The 14075-nt window shown below is 51.4% G+C and carries 11 protein-coding genes; 3 read left to right on the forward strand and 8 right to left on the reverse strand.

Annotated elements, in window-relative coordinates:
- Nucleotides 1-14 precede the first annotated feature (14 nt).
- On the reverse strand, nucleotides 15-659 hold the full coding sequence (locus tag BMW46_RS00950; RefSeq protein ID WP_074703806.1) for a response regulator transcription factor: 645 nt from the start codon (nucleotides 657-659) through the stop codon (nucleotides 15-17).
- Nucleotides 640-1995, reverse strand: a complete 1356-nt coding sequence (locus BMW46_RS00955) for a cache domain-containing protein (protein WP_074703807.1) — start codon at nucleotides 1993-1995, stop codon at nucleotides 640-642. Before BMW46_RS00955 ends, BMW46_RS00950 begins: the two co-directional genes overlap by 20 nt.
- A 475-nt stretch (nucleotides 1996-2470) precedes the next feature.
- Between BMW46_RS00955 and BMW46_RS00960 the strand changes: the two genes are divergently transcribed.
- Entirely contained in the window at nucleotides 2471-3295 is an 825-nt protein-coding gene (locus BMW46_RS00960; RefSeq protein WP_256376903.1) for a Crp/Fnr family transcriptional regulator, read from the forward strand.
- A gap of 50 nt (nucleotides 3296-3345) precedes the next feature.
- Here BMW46_RS00960 and BMW46_RS00965 read toward each other — a convergent pair whose 3' ends face one another.
- The 5 genes from BMW46_RS00965 to BMW46_RS00990 form a co-directional block, all read right to left on the reverse strand.
- Nucleotides 3346-4764 carry a TolC family outer membrane protein gene (locus BMW46_RS00965; RefSeq protein WP_074703808.1) on the reverse strand — a complete coding sequence of 473 codons (1419 nt, stop codon included), beginning with the start codon at nucleotides 4762-4764 and terminating at the stop codon, nucleotides 3346-3348.
- A gap of 1 nt (nucleotide 4765) precedes the next feature.
- Complete coding sequence (locus BMW46_RS00970; RefSeq protein WP_256376904.1) at nucleotides 4766-6118, reverse strand: HlyD family type I secretion periplasmic adaptor subunit; 1353 nt, start codon at nucleotides 6116-6118, stop codon at nucleotides 4766-4768.
- Nucleotides 6119-6200: 82 nt separating this feature from the next.
- Entirely contained in the window at nucleotides 6201-7916 is a 1716-nt protein-coding gene (locus BMW46_RS00975) for a type I secretion system permease/ATPase (RefSeq protein WP_256376905.1), read from the reverse strand.
- Between the two features lie 162 nt (nucleotides 7917-8078).
- Complete coding sequence (locus BMW46_RS00980; RefSeq protein ID WP_074703810.1) at nucleotides 8079-8909, reverse strand: calcium-binding protein; 831 nt, start codon at nucleotides 8907-8909, stop codon at nucleotides 8079-8081.
- 1182 nt (nucleotides 8910-10091) lie between these two features.
- Nucleotides 10092-10475: a YegP family protein gene (locus BMW46_RS00990; RefSeq protein ID WP_074703812.1), complete on the reverse strand. Its 384-nt coding sequence runs from the start codon at nucleotides 10473-10475 to the stop codon at nucleotides 10092-10094.
- 350 nt (nucleotides 10476-10825) lie between these two features.
- Between BMW46_RS00990 and BMW46_RS00995 the strand changes: the two genes are divergently transcribed.
- The gene (locus tag BMW46_RS00995) at nucleotides 10826-12172 is read left to right on the forward strand and encodes a cytochrome P450 (RefSeq protein ID WP_074703813.1); all 1347 of its coding nucleotides are present in this window, start codon (nucleotides 10826-10828) and stop codon (nucleotides 12170-12172) included.
- 54 nt (nucleotides 12173-12226) lie between these two features.
- Here the strand turns inward: BMW46_RS00995 and BMW46_RS01000 are convergent, their stop codons facing one another.
- Complete coding sequence (locus tag BMW46_RS01000; protein WP_074703814.1) at nucleotides 12227-13288, reverse strand: hypothetical protein; 1062 nt, start codon at nucleotides 13286-13288, stop codon at nucleotides 12227-12229.
- 225 nt (nucleotides 13289-13513) lie between these two features.
- Here BMW46_RS01000 and BMW46_RS01005 point away from each other — a divergent pair, with 225 nt between their 5' ends.
- Nucleotides 13514-14020 (forward strand): O-acetyl-ADP-ribose deacetylase, encoded by a 507-nt coding sequence (locus tag BMW46_RS01005; RefSeq protein WP_074703815.1) that lies wholly within the window; start codon nucleotides 13514-13516, stop codon nucleotides 14018-14020.
- Nucleotides 14021-14075: the final 55 nt, after the last annotated feature.

The following is a 14075-nucleotide window of genomic DNA, read 5'->3' on the forward strand; positions in this document are numbered from 1 at the left end:
TTTCATGGCGAAACTCATTCCATTGGATACTCCGGGCAGCGCAGGCGGTATTCCACGCCGAGGATGACAAGCAGATTGGGGTTGCTCGTTTCTGCTTCCGGAAGGGTCGCCTTCAGTTTCTGCCAGATATTGTGCCGGTGGGTATTTACAGTGGCCTCGACTATCTTCATTCTGGCTGCAATCCTGGCGGTGTCGTATTCGCGGTGACCAGTGAGCCACAATACCACCCGCTCGCTCCCGGTAAGCAGCAGTTCGGGGCAGGATATCTCGGGAAGAATCTTTTTCCCCGCCATGACCGTATGAATCGCATTAAAGATGGGCTCCGGATCAGCGGTTTTCACCACGTATCCACTTGCTCCTGCCGCCGTTGCGCGGCGGATGTACGCGTCCCCATCATGCATCGTGAGCATGAGTATGGCGAGCTTCGGATAACGGGCGCGAAGCCGCGAGGTCAGTTCAATGCCGTCCGTGCCCGGCATGTTGATATCCAGCAGCACGAGATCGATATCCGTTTTCTCCAGATGACGCCACGCTTCCTTTGCATTCCCCGCTTCCGCCATTACCCTGAAGCAGACTTGAGTTTCGAGCAGGTCCCGCATGCCGTGACGGAATGCGGGGTGATCGTCCACAATCAGTATCTTAATGGGGAGGTTTGGCATGATTTTTGGGTATCAGTCGTTGTAAAAAGGGTCGGGGAAGAGTGGCGGTCACCTTTGTGCTGCCCGGCTTCGAGGTAATGGTCAGCCGTCCGCCTGCCTCTTCCACGCGGGCATTCATACTGCCCAAGCCGAGGCCGCGCATCCAGTTGCGTTCTAGGCTGCCGGCATCGAATCCGGTGCCGTTGTCCCATACGGTGAGTCGCACTGTCCCCCTGTTCCCTGTCAGGCGCAGCGCTGCCCTGCTGGCACAGGAATGCCGCTTGACGTTGGAGAGGCACTCCTGGGCGAGCCGATAGAAGACGAGGTTGGCGTCACCGGGAAGCCCTTCGACCAGGCCCCGGCTGCGGAACCGAATTGAGGTTGCGGCATTTTCCATGTCATGCGCAAGGTGCCGCAGCGCCGCCGCGAGCCCGAAATCCCTGAGGATCATCGGATGCAGTCCATGCGCGATTTCCCGCGTCTCCTGCAGGACATCTTTCAAATCTTTCTCCAGATACCGAAACGTGGTTTGCGCCGCGATATGGGATGACGGCACGCCCGCCAACTGGATGAGGCCGGTTTGTGTGTGCAGCTTCGCTGCCACCAGCCGCTGGCAGATGCTGTCGTGCAGCTCGCTCGACAACCGGGCGCGCTCCGCTTCCTGTGCCTCGCGGCGGCCCCTAATGTTTAGCATCAGGCCGCAGACGATGATGACTGTCATGCCCAGGGACGCAGCCAAGCCGATCCACAGCAGGGTGTCGTAGTTGTTGACTGCCACCTGCTCGTCGACCTTTGCCAGTACGCCGTGGACATCGTCCAGGTAAATGCCCGTGCCCAGCACCCATCCCCAGTTAGGGAGAAGGACGGAATAGGTAAGCTTGGTAGCGGGTTTCCCGGTGGAAGGTTTTTCCGTCGCATATTGGACAAATCCGCCGCCCTCGCGCGCCTTTCTGATCAGCATCTCAACGGTGGGGTAGCCATTAATGTCACGGTAATTCAACCGGTTTATCCCAATCAGCTCCGGTTTGCGCGAGTGCACGAGCAAGGTTCCCTGCAGGTCGTACACAAAAAAATAACCATCATTTCCGTAATCCAGGCGGTGCAGGATCGCCTTTGCTTCCGACAATGCGGCTTCGTCCGTGCGGCCTGATCCGTGAAGCGGGGCAATGGCATGCTGCGCCAGCGTCAGGTAGCTCCTGAGCTCGTCCTGCTTGCTGGTGAGATATGCCGGTTCGATCACGTCGCGCTGCTCTTTGGCCAGTTCGACTGATTGGTGGTTGACCATGACGGCCACCGTGCAGAGCACCAGTACAAGCGGCGCCAAGGCCAGCAGGATGAGTTTTCGCCTGAGTTTCATGGTTCCATTATGTGTGAGCCAGGCGCATACGCATCCATAGCGCTGCGTAGATGAGCTACATACATTTACGTTTTTCCTTCTTTTTCGTTATCTGTTTTGCCGGAAAACAGTTTCCCTCTCATAGGCGGCACCAGCTGGATGCTCGCCAATAGAATACGTAATTCTGCGTAGCTGGCGTACGTATTCCTGCTCTTTCCCGGCATTCGTTCAAGCGCTTAATATCTCAATCTGAGCCATGGATGCTTTTGTCGAAACTACCAACCAGGCCGAATGAGCCAACTCTCAATTCTAAATGAGAACGATATGACTCAGCCATAAGAGGGAAGGGTGCAACCCATGAAGATCGTGGCGCGGAACGCGCTGATGGGGAGAACCGAAAGCCTGGGCATGATGCTTGCGGAGCTTGCGCTGCCGGGCAACATCGCCTGACCTCTATCGAAGAACTGAATCTGGAACCCACTGTTGCGCTCATACAATGTTTGAAAATCTATCAAGAACCGCGTCGATTGAGGAACTGACAATATCAGGCAGTTGCCGTGCCGGCCGCAGCGGTGGCGCACTCAACGGTTCAAAAAAGCAAGAGGTGGGAATGGGCGCGGTAAATACATCAGTTGAACGAGGCGGCGCGTCACTTGCAGGTATCAAAGAACTTCGAAATCTGTCAGTTGCGGAGTTGGAAGCAGTGACTGACTGCTGCCGCACCCGTAGATATGCGGCGGGGGAAACTATTATCAGGCATCAGGATGATACAAATAGTACTTTTTTTATTGTGGAAGGCATGGTACGGGTTACCTATAATTCCTGCAAAGGTCATGAGGTTATTTTGTGCGACTTATCAAGCGGAGACATATTTGGAGAGCTGGCGGCAATTGACGGCCATACTCGCTCGGCAACTGTGACTGCTAAAAAAGATTCAGTGGTGGCCTCTCTGCCGACACAATCTTTCCTGGATCTCATTTATTCCAACAAGGAAATATATTTAGTTGTTCTGAAGCGATTGACAAGTCAGGTAAGGCATCTTATAGACCGGGTTTATGGCCTTAGCGCACTGAAAGTTCCGAACCGTATTCGTGCGGAGCTTCTGCGCCTTGCGAAAACGCATTCAGCAGCATCAAATCGGGGCCTAATCTCCCCGGTACCCACTCACGCGGAGATAGCCATCCGTCTCAACACCCATCGTGAGACCGTAACTCGCGAATTGAATGCATTAGCTAGACAAAAGGTGATAGCGCGGACAGGACGTGATCTGCACATTCTTGATATGACCCGCCTGGGACAAATGGTAAATGGTAATGATTGAAGCGATATGCGGTTCTTTCCGCTAGATCGCCTTCCGCCTTCTACCTCCCTTTACCTGGAAGTATATGTAATCGAGCTATTAGCCGTTTCCATTTTGTTTCCCGTGGTTAACGCCATATCTATTGATACCGGGGAGGTATCGCTGGAGGTGAAATAGGTCGCGATATCATGCAAATCGCTGATCCCGACTATTCCTGCGGCCTTCCGTAACCGAAGATAGGCAAGTAGATAGCCATAACGCGCCTCAGCGAGATCCCGCTTTGCTTCAAATAACCGCTGTTGGGCATTAAGGAAATCGAGATTTGTTCGTACCCCGCCCTTGATGCTTTTCATGGTGGCTTCCATCAGAAAGCTTGCTGAATCGACAGATTTTACTAGAGCGGCAATACGAGAAGTGCTTGTCAAAGCAAGATTGAACTGTTTACGCAATTCCACGGTTATTTGATTCGTTTTCGTCTCCAGATCAGCTTTCGCTTTTTCGTAGTTGGATTTTGCCTGGCTCGTCATGGCGCTTACATTGCCACCGGAATACAAAGGCAAGCTTACTTGCACGCCTATGCTTTGCGTAAGCGCATCGATGCCAACCAGGAGAGGGTTATCGGATTTGTTGCGCGCGATCGCTGCCACAGCTTCCACCCGCGGGAAGTGGCCTGCCTGCTGCTTGTTGATCTCCTCCCGCGCCACGTCCACCGCGTGACGCCGAGTGGCAATTTCGGGATTATTTTCCAGGGCGATTTCCTTCCAGTCGTCAAATCGTCCTGGCTGCAGGGGTTTGACCCGAAAAGCATCCGATAATGGATCAAGTTCCGTGACTTCTTCGCCCATGATGGAGGCCAGCACATCCCGTGCGTTCGCGAGACTATCCTGTGCTTCGAGTACCTGGGCTTCCGCGAGATCATGTCTTGCCTGTGTTTCCAGGGCATCAGTTTTTGTACCCTCACCTTTTTCCAGCATGCGCTCGTTTGCCCGGCGCTGCTCCTCCAATGCTGTCCGTTGTGCAGTCACTAGCGCCAACTGATCTTCGGCGTACTTCACATTAATATAGGCTCCTACAAGACGCAGGATAAACTCTTGACCCTGGTTGGAGAATTCGGCGTTGCTCTGGTTCGTTTTTGAAACCCCTTGTTTATAGCCTGCGAACGCTCCCAGGTTGATAAGAGATTGTCTTAGCTGAATCGTAGCCGTTTGACTTTCATAGCTTCGTTGGAGGCTGATGGCTTGACGGGTAAAATCCTGCTGGTTCTGGTTTATCGCAAAACTTGCGGAGAGGGAGGGGAGCAAGGCGGATCGTCCAATCGCCGCAAATTCCTGGCCCGCCCTGTTTTCGTGAATCGCCGCCTGATAGGCGGAGTCGTTCGCCAAAGCTGTTTCGTAGACCTGAACCAGCCCTGCTGCCAATGCCTGCTTCGGTGGAAACAGCGCGAGCAGGCCCAGTGCTGGAATAATCAGACGGTGCGCGCGAACAGACATCCTAATCCTCCGTCATGGCCATTTTTAAATGATCCAGTATCGGCTTCAGGATGTAGTTCATCATCGTACGCTCACCCGTCTTCACGAACAGATCAACCGGCATTCCCGGCTTGATCTGCAGGGCGGCGATCATTTTTATCCCTTCAGGCGCTACCCGGGCTTGCAGTTTGTAGTAGGGCTCTCCCGTGTTTTCATCAACAAAGCGGTCCGCAGACACCTGAGTCACTATTCCCGGTATATGAGGCGTCAGATTGCGATTGAATGCGGTAAATATAAGTTCCACGGGAAGATCGGGATGGATTTTATCGATCAGATGAACTGGCAGGCGACCTTCAACCATCAATGGATCATCTCGGGGTACAATGTCCATAATCTTAAAACCGGGCGCGATTACACCGCCTCGGGTGAAGACGTTCAAGCCGACTACTGTGCCATCAACCGGCGCTTTGACCAGCACGTTTGCGAGGTCATGATCCAGAGCGCTTAGCTTGTGAGCAAGCGCCTCTGCTTCTTTTTGCACATCCGACAACTGAGAGCGTACTTCCTTCTGGTATTCCTGCTGGCGTTGGATACGGCGCAGCTTCAATTCGGCAATTTGCCGCTGTCCTCGCCCGATGTTGCCAATGTCTTCAGAAACTGCCCCCCTGATCTGTACATACATTCGCTCCAGTTCCAGCAATCGATTGCGCGCTACGTAACCTTCGGAGGCCAGCTCACGCATCCCACCCAACTGTTCTTGTAAAAATTCCAGTTGCTGTTTTTTACTATCCCGTGATTCCTCCAGGCCACTGGTTTGCAACTTCAGGCCGGAAATACTCTCATCCATTGCGGACAACTCACTCTGTATTCCCAATAGCCGGGAGCTGAATAGATGCTGCTGCAGGGCGATATAGTTGGCAACAATCGGGTCGCTTTTCATCTTTTCCAGCTCTATGGGAAAAACAATGGCCTTTTTTCCATCACGCTCAGCAACCAAACGAGCTTCTGCTGCACGCGCAGCAAAATATTGGACTCGCATCGTTTCGGCGTTAGCTTTGACTTGCACGCTATTCATGCGGACCAGTACAGTTCCCGCCTCAACCACATCTCCTTCTCTCACGAGGATGTCTTCAATTGTTCCCCCCGCTTGATGCTGAATTGCTTTCCTGTTGGTCGCCACCGTAACAGTTCCGCTAAGTGGGACCCCTTTATCAAGCGGAGCCAATGAACCCCACAGTAAAAAACCTCCGATACCCGCGACGACGATTCCCCAGCCGAGGCGGATGTATTGGAGAGCATCGTCGTCTACTCCTGAAAGGGGCGATTCGTGGGGGTCGCCATAGGTACTGCCGCTGCTCTGCAACTTCATCTGCATTTCATCACTCCTACGATCTCATACTCGTCAGGCAGACTTTGAATTCTCTGATAGACATTCTCTCTTTACTTCCGGTCAATTTTTATCTTGATTGCACCTGCTGTACCTGCTGTACTGGTTGTGGACGAGGTTTTCTCAACCTGTCCAGAACTTGAGCAGTCGGGCCAAACAATTGCGCTTTTCCATCCACTAACAGCAACAACTTGGTTGTGGCAGCCAGTACACTGTTCTTGTGACTGATTATTACGATGGTTTTACCCTGCTTGCGCAGATCCTCGATTGCCTCGATCAATGCCTGCTCACCCACTTCGTCAAGGTTTGAGTTGGGTTCATCCAGCATAATCAGGGAGGGGTCGCCGTACATTGCCCGCGCCAGGCCGAGACGCTGCTTTTGACCGCCCGATAATCCTGCTCCGCCGTCTCCAAGAGGGGTGTCGTAACCTTGGGGGAGGCGCAAGACCATTTCATGAATTCCCGCGCGCTTGGCTGTCATTACCACGTTTTCTGAATTGATCTCTCCAAACCGGGCGATATTCTCCGCAACCGTTCCCGCAAACAGCTCGATATCCTGTGGCAGGTAACCGATGTGCGGGCCGAGCTCATCCTTGTTCCAGTAATAGACATCTGCCCCATCCAGACGTACTTTACCCATTGCGACCGCCCAGACCCCCACCAGCAAACGCGCTAGTGTCGATTTTCCCGAACCACTGGGGCCGATGACTCCCAATACATCACCGGGCACAATCTTAAAACTCAAGTTTTTAAGAACGCTGACTGTAGAACCCGGGGGAGCGGCAGTCACAGCTTCCACCGACACTTCCCCAAGCGGTTTTGGCAGCGGCATTCCTGTTTCACACACGGGATTCGCCACCAAAAGTTCGTTCAGACGCTGGTAAGCACTCCGCGTGCTACTCCAGCTTCTCCACACACTTATCAACTGCTCCACCGGGCTCAATGCCCTGCTCAGTAGAATCATGGCGACGATCATCATTCCGGGCGTAATTTTCCCTTCCAGGACAAGCAGGGCTCCCAGACCCAATATGAGCGACTGCATCGAAATCCGGACGAACTTTGTAATTGAACTGATCTTTCCCGCCTTTTGGCTGGCTTCCGCTTGCAGTTGCAGAACTCTGTCATTGAGTCTTAACCAGCGTGCCATCAGGTCGGGCAGCATACCCATTGCGGCAATGACTTCCGCATTCCGCAAATTGTTGGTTGCGAGACTGCTTGATGTAATCGCTACCGCATTTGCTTCCTCAAGTGGTTTTTTGGATAAGGCCTGGTTGGCAAAGGCCAAAGCAATGAGCACCGCGGCTCCAGTCAAGGCAAACAAGCCTAGCAGCGGACTAAACAGGAAAATGACAGTCAGATATATTGGGAGCCATGGAACATCAAAAAAAGCAAACAGCCCTTGACTTGTTAAAAACTGACGGATGGTGGTGAAATCCTGCAGCGCCTGCCCCGCGCTACCCCCTGCGCGCTTCAGATTTTGTTCAAACGCAGCTGTATAAATGCGTTTATTCATCTTCATATCAAGCTGCGCCCCGATCCGGATCAGAACAAAGCTTCGTACAAGCTCCAGAGCGCCAATGAACAGAAAGGCTCCGAGCGCCATCAAAGTCAGCATCAGCAAAGTAGTTTCGTTCCGGCTTGCCAGAACTCTGTCATACACTTGCAGCATGTACAGGGATGGAACCAGCATCAACAAGTTGATAATGGCGCTGAAGATTCCTACCGTTCTGAATGCCCCCTTGAAGCTTAGAAGGACTTGCGCAATTTCTGTCTTGGGAAATTTCAATTTGTAAGTCACCTCAGAGCCAGGTCCAGGCGTAACTGTATGAGTGGGAACGAACTCTTTGCGGGACCTGAATGATTATGGTCTGGGGAAGAGGAACTCGCTTCCTCCCCAAAATCTACCAGGTCACGCTGCGTGACCCAGTAGAAGATGAGTTATCAGCGGTTAAGCGATAACATCCAGGCTTGGATTAAATCCTGAGGCACCGATCAGGGCGATCTGAAGGTCCGCGCCTCCGTACACATCGGCAGTCAATAGGCCTGAGGAGGGGTTATACGATAATTGGCTGGAACTGAAACTTTGATTGCCAGTCGCCCACCAGTTCACGTCTGCATCGATTGCGGAAAGATCAATCGCATCCCCTTCCCACCATTTGAAGTCGGAGATGGTATCGATTGCTCCCCAGGCTGGACTCTCGGTTACCGAGTTGAAGACGAACGTGTCCGCTCCAGTGCCGCCCGTAAGAAAATCCTTTCCGGCTCCGCCGACGAGTGTATCGTTACCGGCTCCCCCGTCGAGGCTATCGTTACCACCCCAGCCGTACAACTGGTCGTTGCCGCCATATCCATAGAGAGAGTTGGAGTAACCATTGCCGGAGATAAAATTACTGAGGTCGTTGCCGTCTCCAAAATAGGCAGTACCGGTCAGAGTCAGGTTCTCGACATTGGCGGGCAACCATTTGTAATTGGTGCTGACCGAGCTGTAGATATGGTCAACGCCTTGGTTGTAGTACTCGATTACTTTGTCTGTCGTCGTATCCACGTAGTACACATCGTTGCCAGTCCCACCGTACATGGAATCCGTACCTGTCCCACCGTCTAGCGTATCGTTACCAGAGTATGCGTAGAGGTTGTCATTTCCCCCATAACCATAGATGTAGTCGCTGCTGCTTGTGCCTATCAATGACGGAAAGAATTTATATTCGGAAAACCATCCGTTCCATGCCCACTGCGACGTGCCGTTATCATGAAACTGGGTTCCATATATTGCTGCCATGACATTCTCCTCAGTAGAAGTTAAAGACAAGCGTGTAGTTACCACGCAAGTAGAGAGTAATTGTGTCAAGTGGAATAATCTGTGAGAAAAATCACATGAGGGTCATGGCTTCAACGCAGACTCTCTCTCACTGCTTTTTGCAGGAAATGCCCCAATCTTTCGATTACCAAGCTTCAAACGGGAGGATTCTGGAAAGTATTAACGGAGGCTTTTTGTACGTTGGACCGGGAATGGGCCTTTACCTACGTGATAAGGGAGTGGGAAAGCGGCTATGTCGAATATGGAGCGATCTTCCGGCCTGAGTGATCGAAAGGAATTCAAGGAAGCGATCGGCCACTTAGTTATTCCTCGTCACTATTTGAAGCGGCTGCCACTGGATTGGGTAAAAATCGATCGTCATTTATGAATGACGTGTTGACGGAAAGTAATAACGCTACCCTTGGGCGCGCTACTCTGCTTTTGGCCCGGGAATAGAATTATCCCTCAAGAGAATTACCCCTCAAGGCCATCCCTTCAAGCAAATTTTGACAGGATTTGTGCCTGTCAGAAGCTTATCTCCAATGTTTCCCCCAGCTTGACAACAGCCGTCTGTTAACATATTCTTCACAAAAAAATAACAAAAAGATCACAAAATTGAGGAGAGAAACGGAATCAATCCGTTATGTTATATGGCTAGGTTGAGCTGCTCGCTACAAAGCGGGTTTTGTCGTTTCCAAGATTGAATAACTGAATACCTTCTTTGAGGAAAAAAATGATTGAATTGATTGAGTTTTTGAAGCCGGCTCTTTTTGGAGCCCCGTTGATGACCGTGCTTTATGGAATCATGCAGATATGGGAGGAAGCCCCGGATCAGTCTACCTAAGTAGATATTCGAGAAGGCATGCACGTACCTCACAGGGGCATATTCCTGGTATGCCAGCCGAGTATGCCTGTCCGCATGCATCTATCGCTTTATGCTGTCTCCGAGCGTGGAGTTCAGTCTCCGCCAAATCCAGGCTCCTCTGATTTTCAATCCTGAAAACAGGGAAAAAGATACCCTGGATAGAAATCTGTCCAATTTCCTCTGCATTTTGCAACAATCGATCGACAGTCGACATTGGAATACCGGATTTGCCCCGCTGATTACCTGCTGATTGAAGGGAAGGGCTTCAACAGAAGCCCTTCAAGCTGAAAACCCCGAGTTCAGACTGCTGCTTCGGCTGGTGGAGTGCCGGGTGCGATTTTCCCGGTCGGCTCTGTCATATCGATAATGACGGCGGTTGGGGCGTTTTTCTTGACTGATTCTATTCCGCCATCCCGTGCTTTTTCCGTCTCATAGGATTCACTGGTACCAATCACCTGATTATTGCCTGATTTGAGATTGAACCTGTATTTGCCGCTTTCAGTGGTTTTCCGTTCATACCGGACGTCATCAGGCGCATTTTTTCGGACAGACTCCACTCCGTTCATGCATCCCGCTCTGGCCTTGTAGCCTTCACTGGCAAGAATGGTTTGCCCATTGGTGGCTTTCAATCTGAACCGAAACTCACCTGCCTTATCCTTGTAGATTTCGAATTTTGCGGCCATGAAATTTCCTTTCGTATTATGTTAAGTCGTATCAGCTTCTTGATCTTTTCGATTCTTTTACGAACGGCAGTATCCTTACAGCTTGCAAGCTGCCGCATTGTTTAACGCAGAGAAAGAGCTGGCGTTGACCTGCTATCATTCAGGAGCAACCTGCCATTCAAGAGAGATTGAAAAGAACATCCGTGCGAGCAGCCAGGATGGTAATCAGTGACAAAGCAATTTAGGATGCGCCTATCGGTTGCTATTGCTTGAATGGAGCGTTTTGTTTTGTTTGGCTTATTGCATTGAGGTGATGCATAGGCTGAATTGAGGCTAGCGAGTCCCTCATTAACCTTCCAACTGCCTAGACGATGGCGCATAACAAAACAGTTCCACAGGTCAAGGGCGATTTTCTGCTGGGTAATTTAAGGCAGATGATTGCGAGCCCCCTTCAAGCCTTTTATAACTGGCAGCAGGATTATGGGGATTTGGTCAGCTTCAGATTGGCGGCTCGCCAATTTTATTTATTCAGCCACCCAAAACTGGTTGAACAAGCCTTGATCAGGCAAAGCGATGTTTTTGTAAAAATCTACAATCCTGAAAAACCAACCGGTCTGGCATTGATTTTAGGCCAGGGATTAGTAACAAGTCAGGGCGATTTATGGCAAAGACAACGGCGCTTGATGCAGCCCGTTTTTCAGAGAAGTAATGTAACCACGCTGCTGCCGCAAATGGCTACCGCAGGTAACAACATGCTGGGTCGATGGCGGCAGATGGGTGAAGGAGCGCACATCAACCTGTCAGGTGAAATGATGCGGCTTACATTGGAGGTCATCACCCAAACCATGTTCAGCACCAGTGTCCTCGATAAAATAGAACAGATCGCTCCGTCCTTGGAGATTTTATTGAGATATGCCGCTAAAACCATCGCAAATCCTTTGACTCTTCCGTTATATGTGCCCACTCCGGCGAATCGAAAATTCAAGCAGGCATTGGGAATAATCGATGATGTCATTTACGGGATCATCGATCAACGCCGCACTGCGCCCTCGGATCAGAATGACCTGTTGGATATGCTGTTAAAAGCGCGTGATGACAACAGCGGTGAGAAGATGACCGATAGGCAGGTTCGTGATGAAGTTATTACCATTTTTAGCGCGGGCCATGAAACAACCGCGAATTTACTAAGCTGGACTTTATATTTACTCGTCCGCCACCCAGGCGCGCTCGCTCGGCTGCGTGAGGAACTTGATCGATTGTTGCAAGGAAAAATACCGAACGCCGAAGATTTGCAGCAGCTTGTTTATACCAGGGCCGTACTCAGTGAATCGATGCGCCTCCGTCCACCTGCCAGCTTTTTGCTGCGTAAAGTCAGTAAAGATACCGAGGTTGACGGTTATTTTTTAAAAGCCGACAGGCTTGCGATATTCAGTATTTTCAATCTTCATCATCATGCCGACTTTTGGCCACAACCAGAGCAGTTTGACCCCGAACGATTTCTGGTATCCCAAAACCGGAGATATTCGTTCATACCTTTCGGGACAGGTGAACGCATCTGTATCGGCAGTCATTTTGCATTAATGGAGAGCCAGCTTTTGCTATGCATGATAATTCAGCACTGTGATTTACAGTTGCTTGATCCAGAGGAAGTCGAGATTGAGATGGCAATAACCCTGCGACCCAAAGGTGGAATTCCGGTCCGCATAAAGTGGCGATAGGATCAATCTTCGATTCTGTGGCTCGGCATCGGCCAAGCTTTCCAGAGGGGGGCATTAATGATTGGCGGATGGTAGTCGGCATTCGATCCCGTTCTCTCCACTCTTTATGAAGGCACTGGCCGCATGGCCGGTAATGTCAATTCTCTGGGCCCGCTCTTGCAGGGTCAGGCCGAAACCGCCGCGTTCCTTTTCCGTTCCGTTGTCGGTGCATTGCAGTTCGAGCAAGTAGGTAAGCCCCTTGCAGATACGGTGTCGATAGCATTCGGTCCGCTTATCGTCTAAGTTGCATACAATCGCATAAGCCTCGTTGAGGCCCTCAAGGGCGCAGGCCACTTCCACTGAAACCTGCTGTGCCGGGTGGCGCTCGACGTTCTCATAGAAGTCCCGCTCCATGATCTGGTCGTGCATCCGGCAGAGGTAGTCGGCGACATCCTTCTTGATCTCCGTACTCTGCGTGCACTCGAACAAGAGGCGGCACGCCTGTGATTGCCAGTTGGCGAAGAAGACAAGGATGTTTCCCGCAACCCGATGGCATCGAAAGTACTGCGCATCATAATAGGAGAAGGCGAGTTCCACGCTTTGGAGGCACCGGGCATCCTGCAACTGCCGGTAGGTTTCCAGAAGAGCGAGCATTGCCTCGCCAGCGTACAGTTCTTCTCCGTGGTCGGGCAGATCATGGAAATACACCTTGTACGAGCCATCCGGCCTCTGCTGATGGAGTATCCCCTCGGCGAGAGCAGTGATCTCCTCCATCCGACGGGGGGATAGGGCGTGCAGCAGGGCGAGAATCATAAAGGCACTGTGGGCGATCGATGAAGGCTCCTCCAACCGATCCGGGTCGAGGATCAGGTGACTGTCGCGCTCCACGAGGTAATTCACGTAATGCCGCAGCGACTTCCGGATCAGTGACCGAAGCTCATGCTTGTTCAGAAAATCGCTGAGCATTTCCACGTCCCACACAGAGGCAATATCCCGGATGGGAGATTTTTCGCGCACGAATGTGTCAGTCTCGGGGATGTAGAGGTACTCAAGCATTCCTGTATCCCGGTTGACCATGCCCTGGTACCACCGGTAGACGAGTTTCAAGCGCTGCTTCAGTAATTCTGCTGTTTCCATGGTTTGTCTCTCCCAGAGATTTAACCGGAGTGTTTGCATGCAAAAGTATGACAATCAATAGGTCATCCCTGATCGAGCTATCCCTTGTAGGGGAGAGAACGGACGCGGCTATCAGCAGGCATTTTGACAAAAAGCATTTCGAGTCCTACCCTTGATTGATGCCATAATCCCTGCGGAATCTGCAATGCCTGCCAGCGATACGGATATAAAGTCGGGCCACACTCAATGACAGCAAGACTTCATGCCATTCGTGGTGATATTACAAAACTGGAAACAGATGCAATCGTGAATGCCGCCAATTCATCATTGCTGGGCGGCGGTGGCATTGATGGCGCTATCCATCGGACTGCTGGTCCAGAGTTGCTGGAAGAATGCAGGTTGCTTGGCGGTTGTAAAACCGGTGACGCAAAGATCACAAAAGGCTACCGTTTAAAGGCAAAGCATGTCATTCATACCGTTGGTCCGGTTTGGCGTGGGGGAAAAAGCAATGAACCGGAACAACTTGCCTCCTGTTATCGGCGGAGTCTGGAAATTGCCGCTGCCAATGGTTTGAGTTCGATTGCGTTTCCATGCATCAGTACAGGTGCATATGCTTATCCGCGTGAAGCAGCCGCTGAAATAGCGGCCAACACTGTGCGGCAGTTTATTGAAACTGAGACTTCGCTCAAAGAAGTGATATTTTGCTGTTTCTCCGAGCAAGACTTTCAGTTATATCAACGAGCACTGGATTAATAGGTGTCTCGATTGATCTTTTGAGTCGAGATGGAGTGAGATGGGGCACTGCACT

Origin of the sequence: Nitrosospira multiformis (genome assembly GCF_900111585.1) — a bacterium.
Classification (GTDB): domain Bacteria; phylum Pseudomonadota; class Gammaproteobacteria; order Burkholderiales; family Nitrosomonadaceae; genus Nitrosospira; species Nitrosospira multiformis_B.

Excerpts from the sequence above, each read along its gene's own strand:
- BMW46_RS00950 (WP_074703806.1), bottom strand. The coding sequence starts at position 659 with ATGCCAAACCTCCCCATTAAGATACTGATTGTGGACGATCACCCCGCA.
- BMW46_RS00955 (WP_074703807.1), bottom strand. The coding sequence starts at position 1,995 with ATGAAACTCAGGCGAAAACTCATCCTGCTGGCCTTGGCGCCGCTTGTA.
- BMW46_RS00960 (WP_256376903.1), top strand. The coding sequence starts at position 2,471 with ATGTTTGAAAATCTATCAAGAACCGCGTCGATTGAGGAACTGACAATA.
- BMW46_RS00965 (WP_074703808.1), bottom strand. The coding sequence starts at position 4,764 with ATGTCTGTTCGCGCGCACCGTCTGATTATTCCAGCACTGGGCCTGCTC.
- BMW46_RS00970 (WP_256376904.1), bottom strand. The coding sequence starts at position 6,118 with ATGCAGATGAAGTTGCAGAGCAGCGGCAGTACCTATGGCGACCCCCAC.
- BMW46_RS00980 (WP_074703810.1), bottom strand. The coding sequence starts at position 8,909 with ATGGCAGCAATATATGGAACCCAGTTTCATGATAACGGCACGTCGCAG.
- BMW46_RS00990 (WP_074703812.1), bottom strand. The coding sequence starts at position 10,475 with ATGGCCGCAAAATTCGAAATCTACAAGGATAAGGCAGGTGAGTTTCGG.
- BMW46_RS00995 (WP_074703813.1), top strand. The coding sequence starts at position 10,826 with ATGGCGCATAACAAAACAGTTCCACAGGTCAAGGGCGATTTTCTGCTG.
- BMW46_RS01000 (WP_074703814.1), bottom strand. The coding sequence starts at position 13,288 with ATGGAAACAGCAGAATTACTGAAGCAGCGCTTGAAACTCGTCTACCGG.
- BMW46_RS01005 (WP_074703815.1), top strand. The coding sequence starts at position 13,514 with ATGACAGCAAGACTTCATGCCATTCGTGGTGATATTACAAAACTGGAA.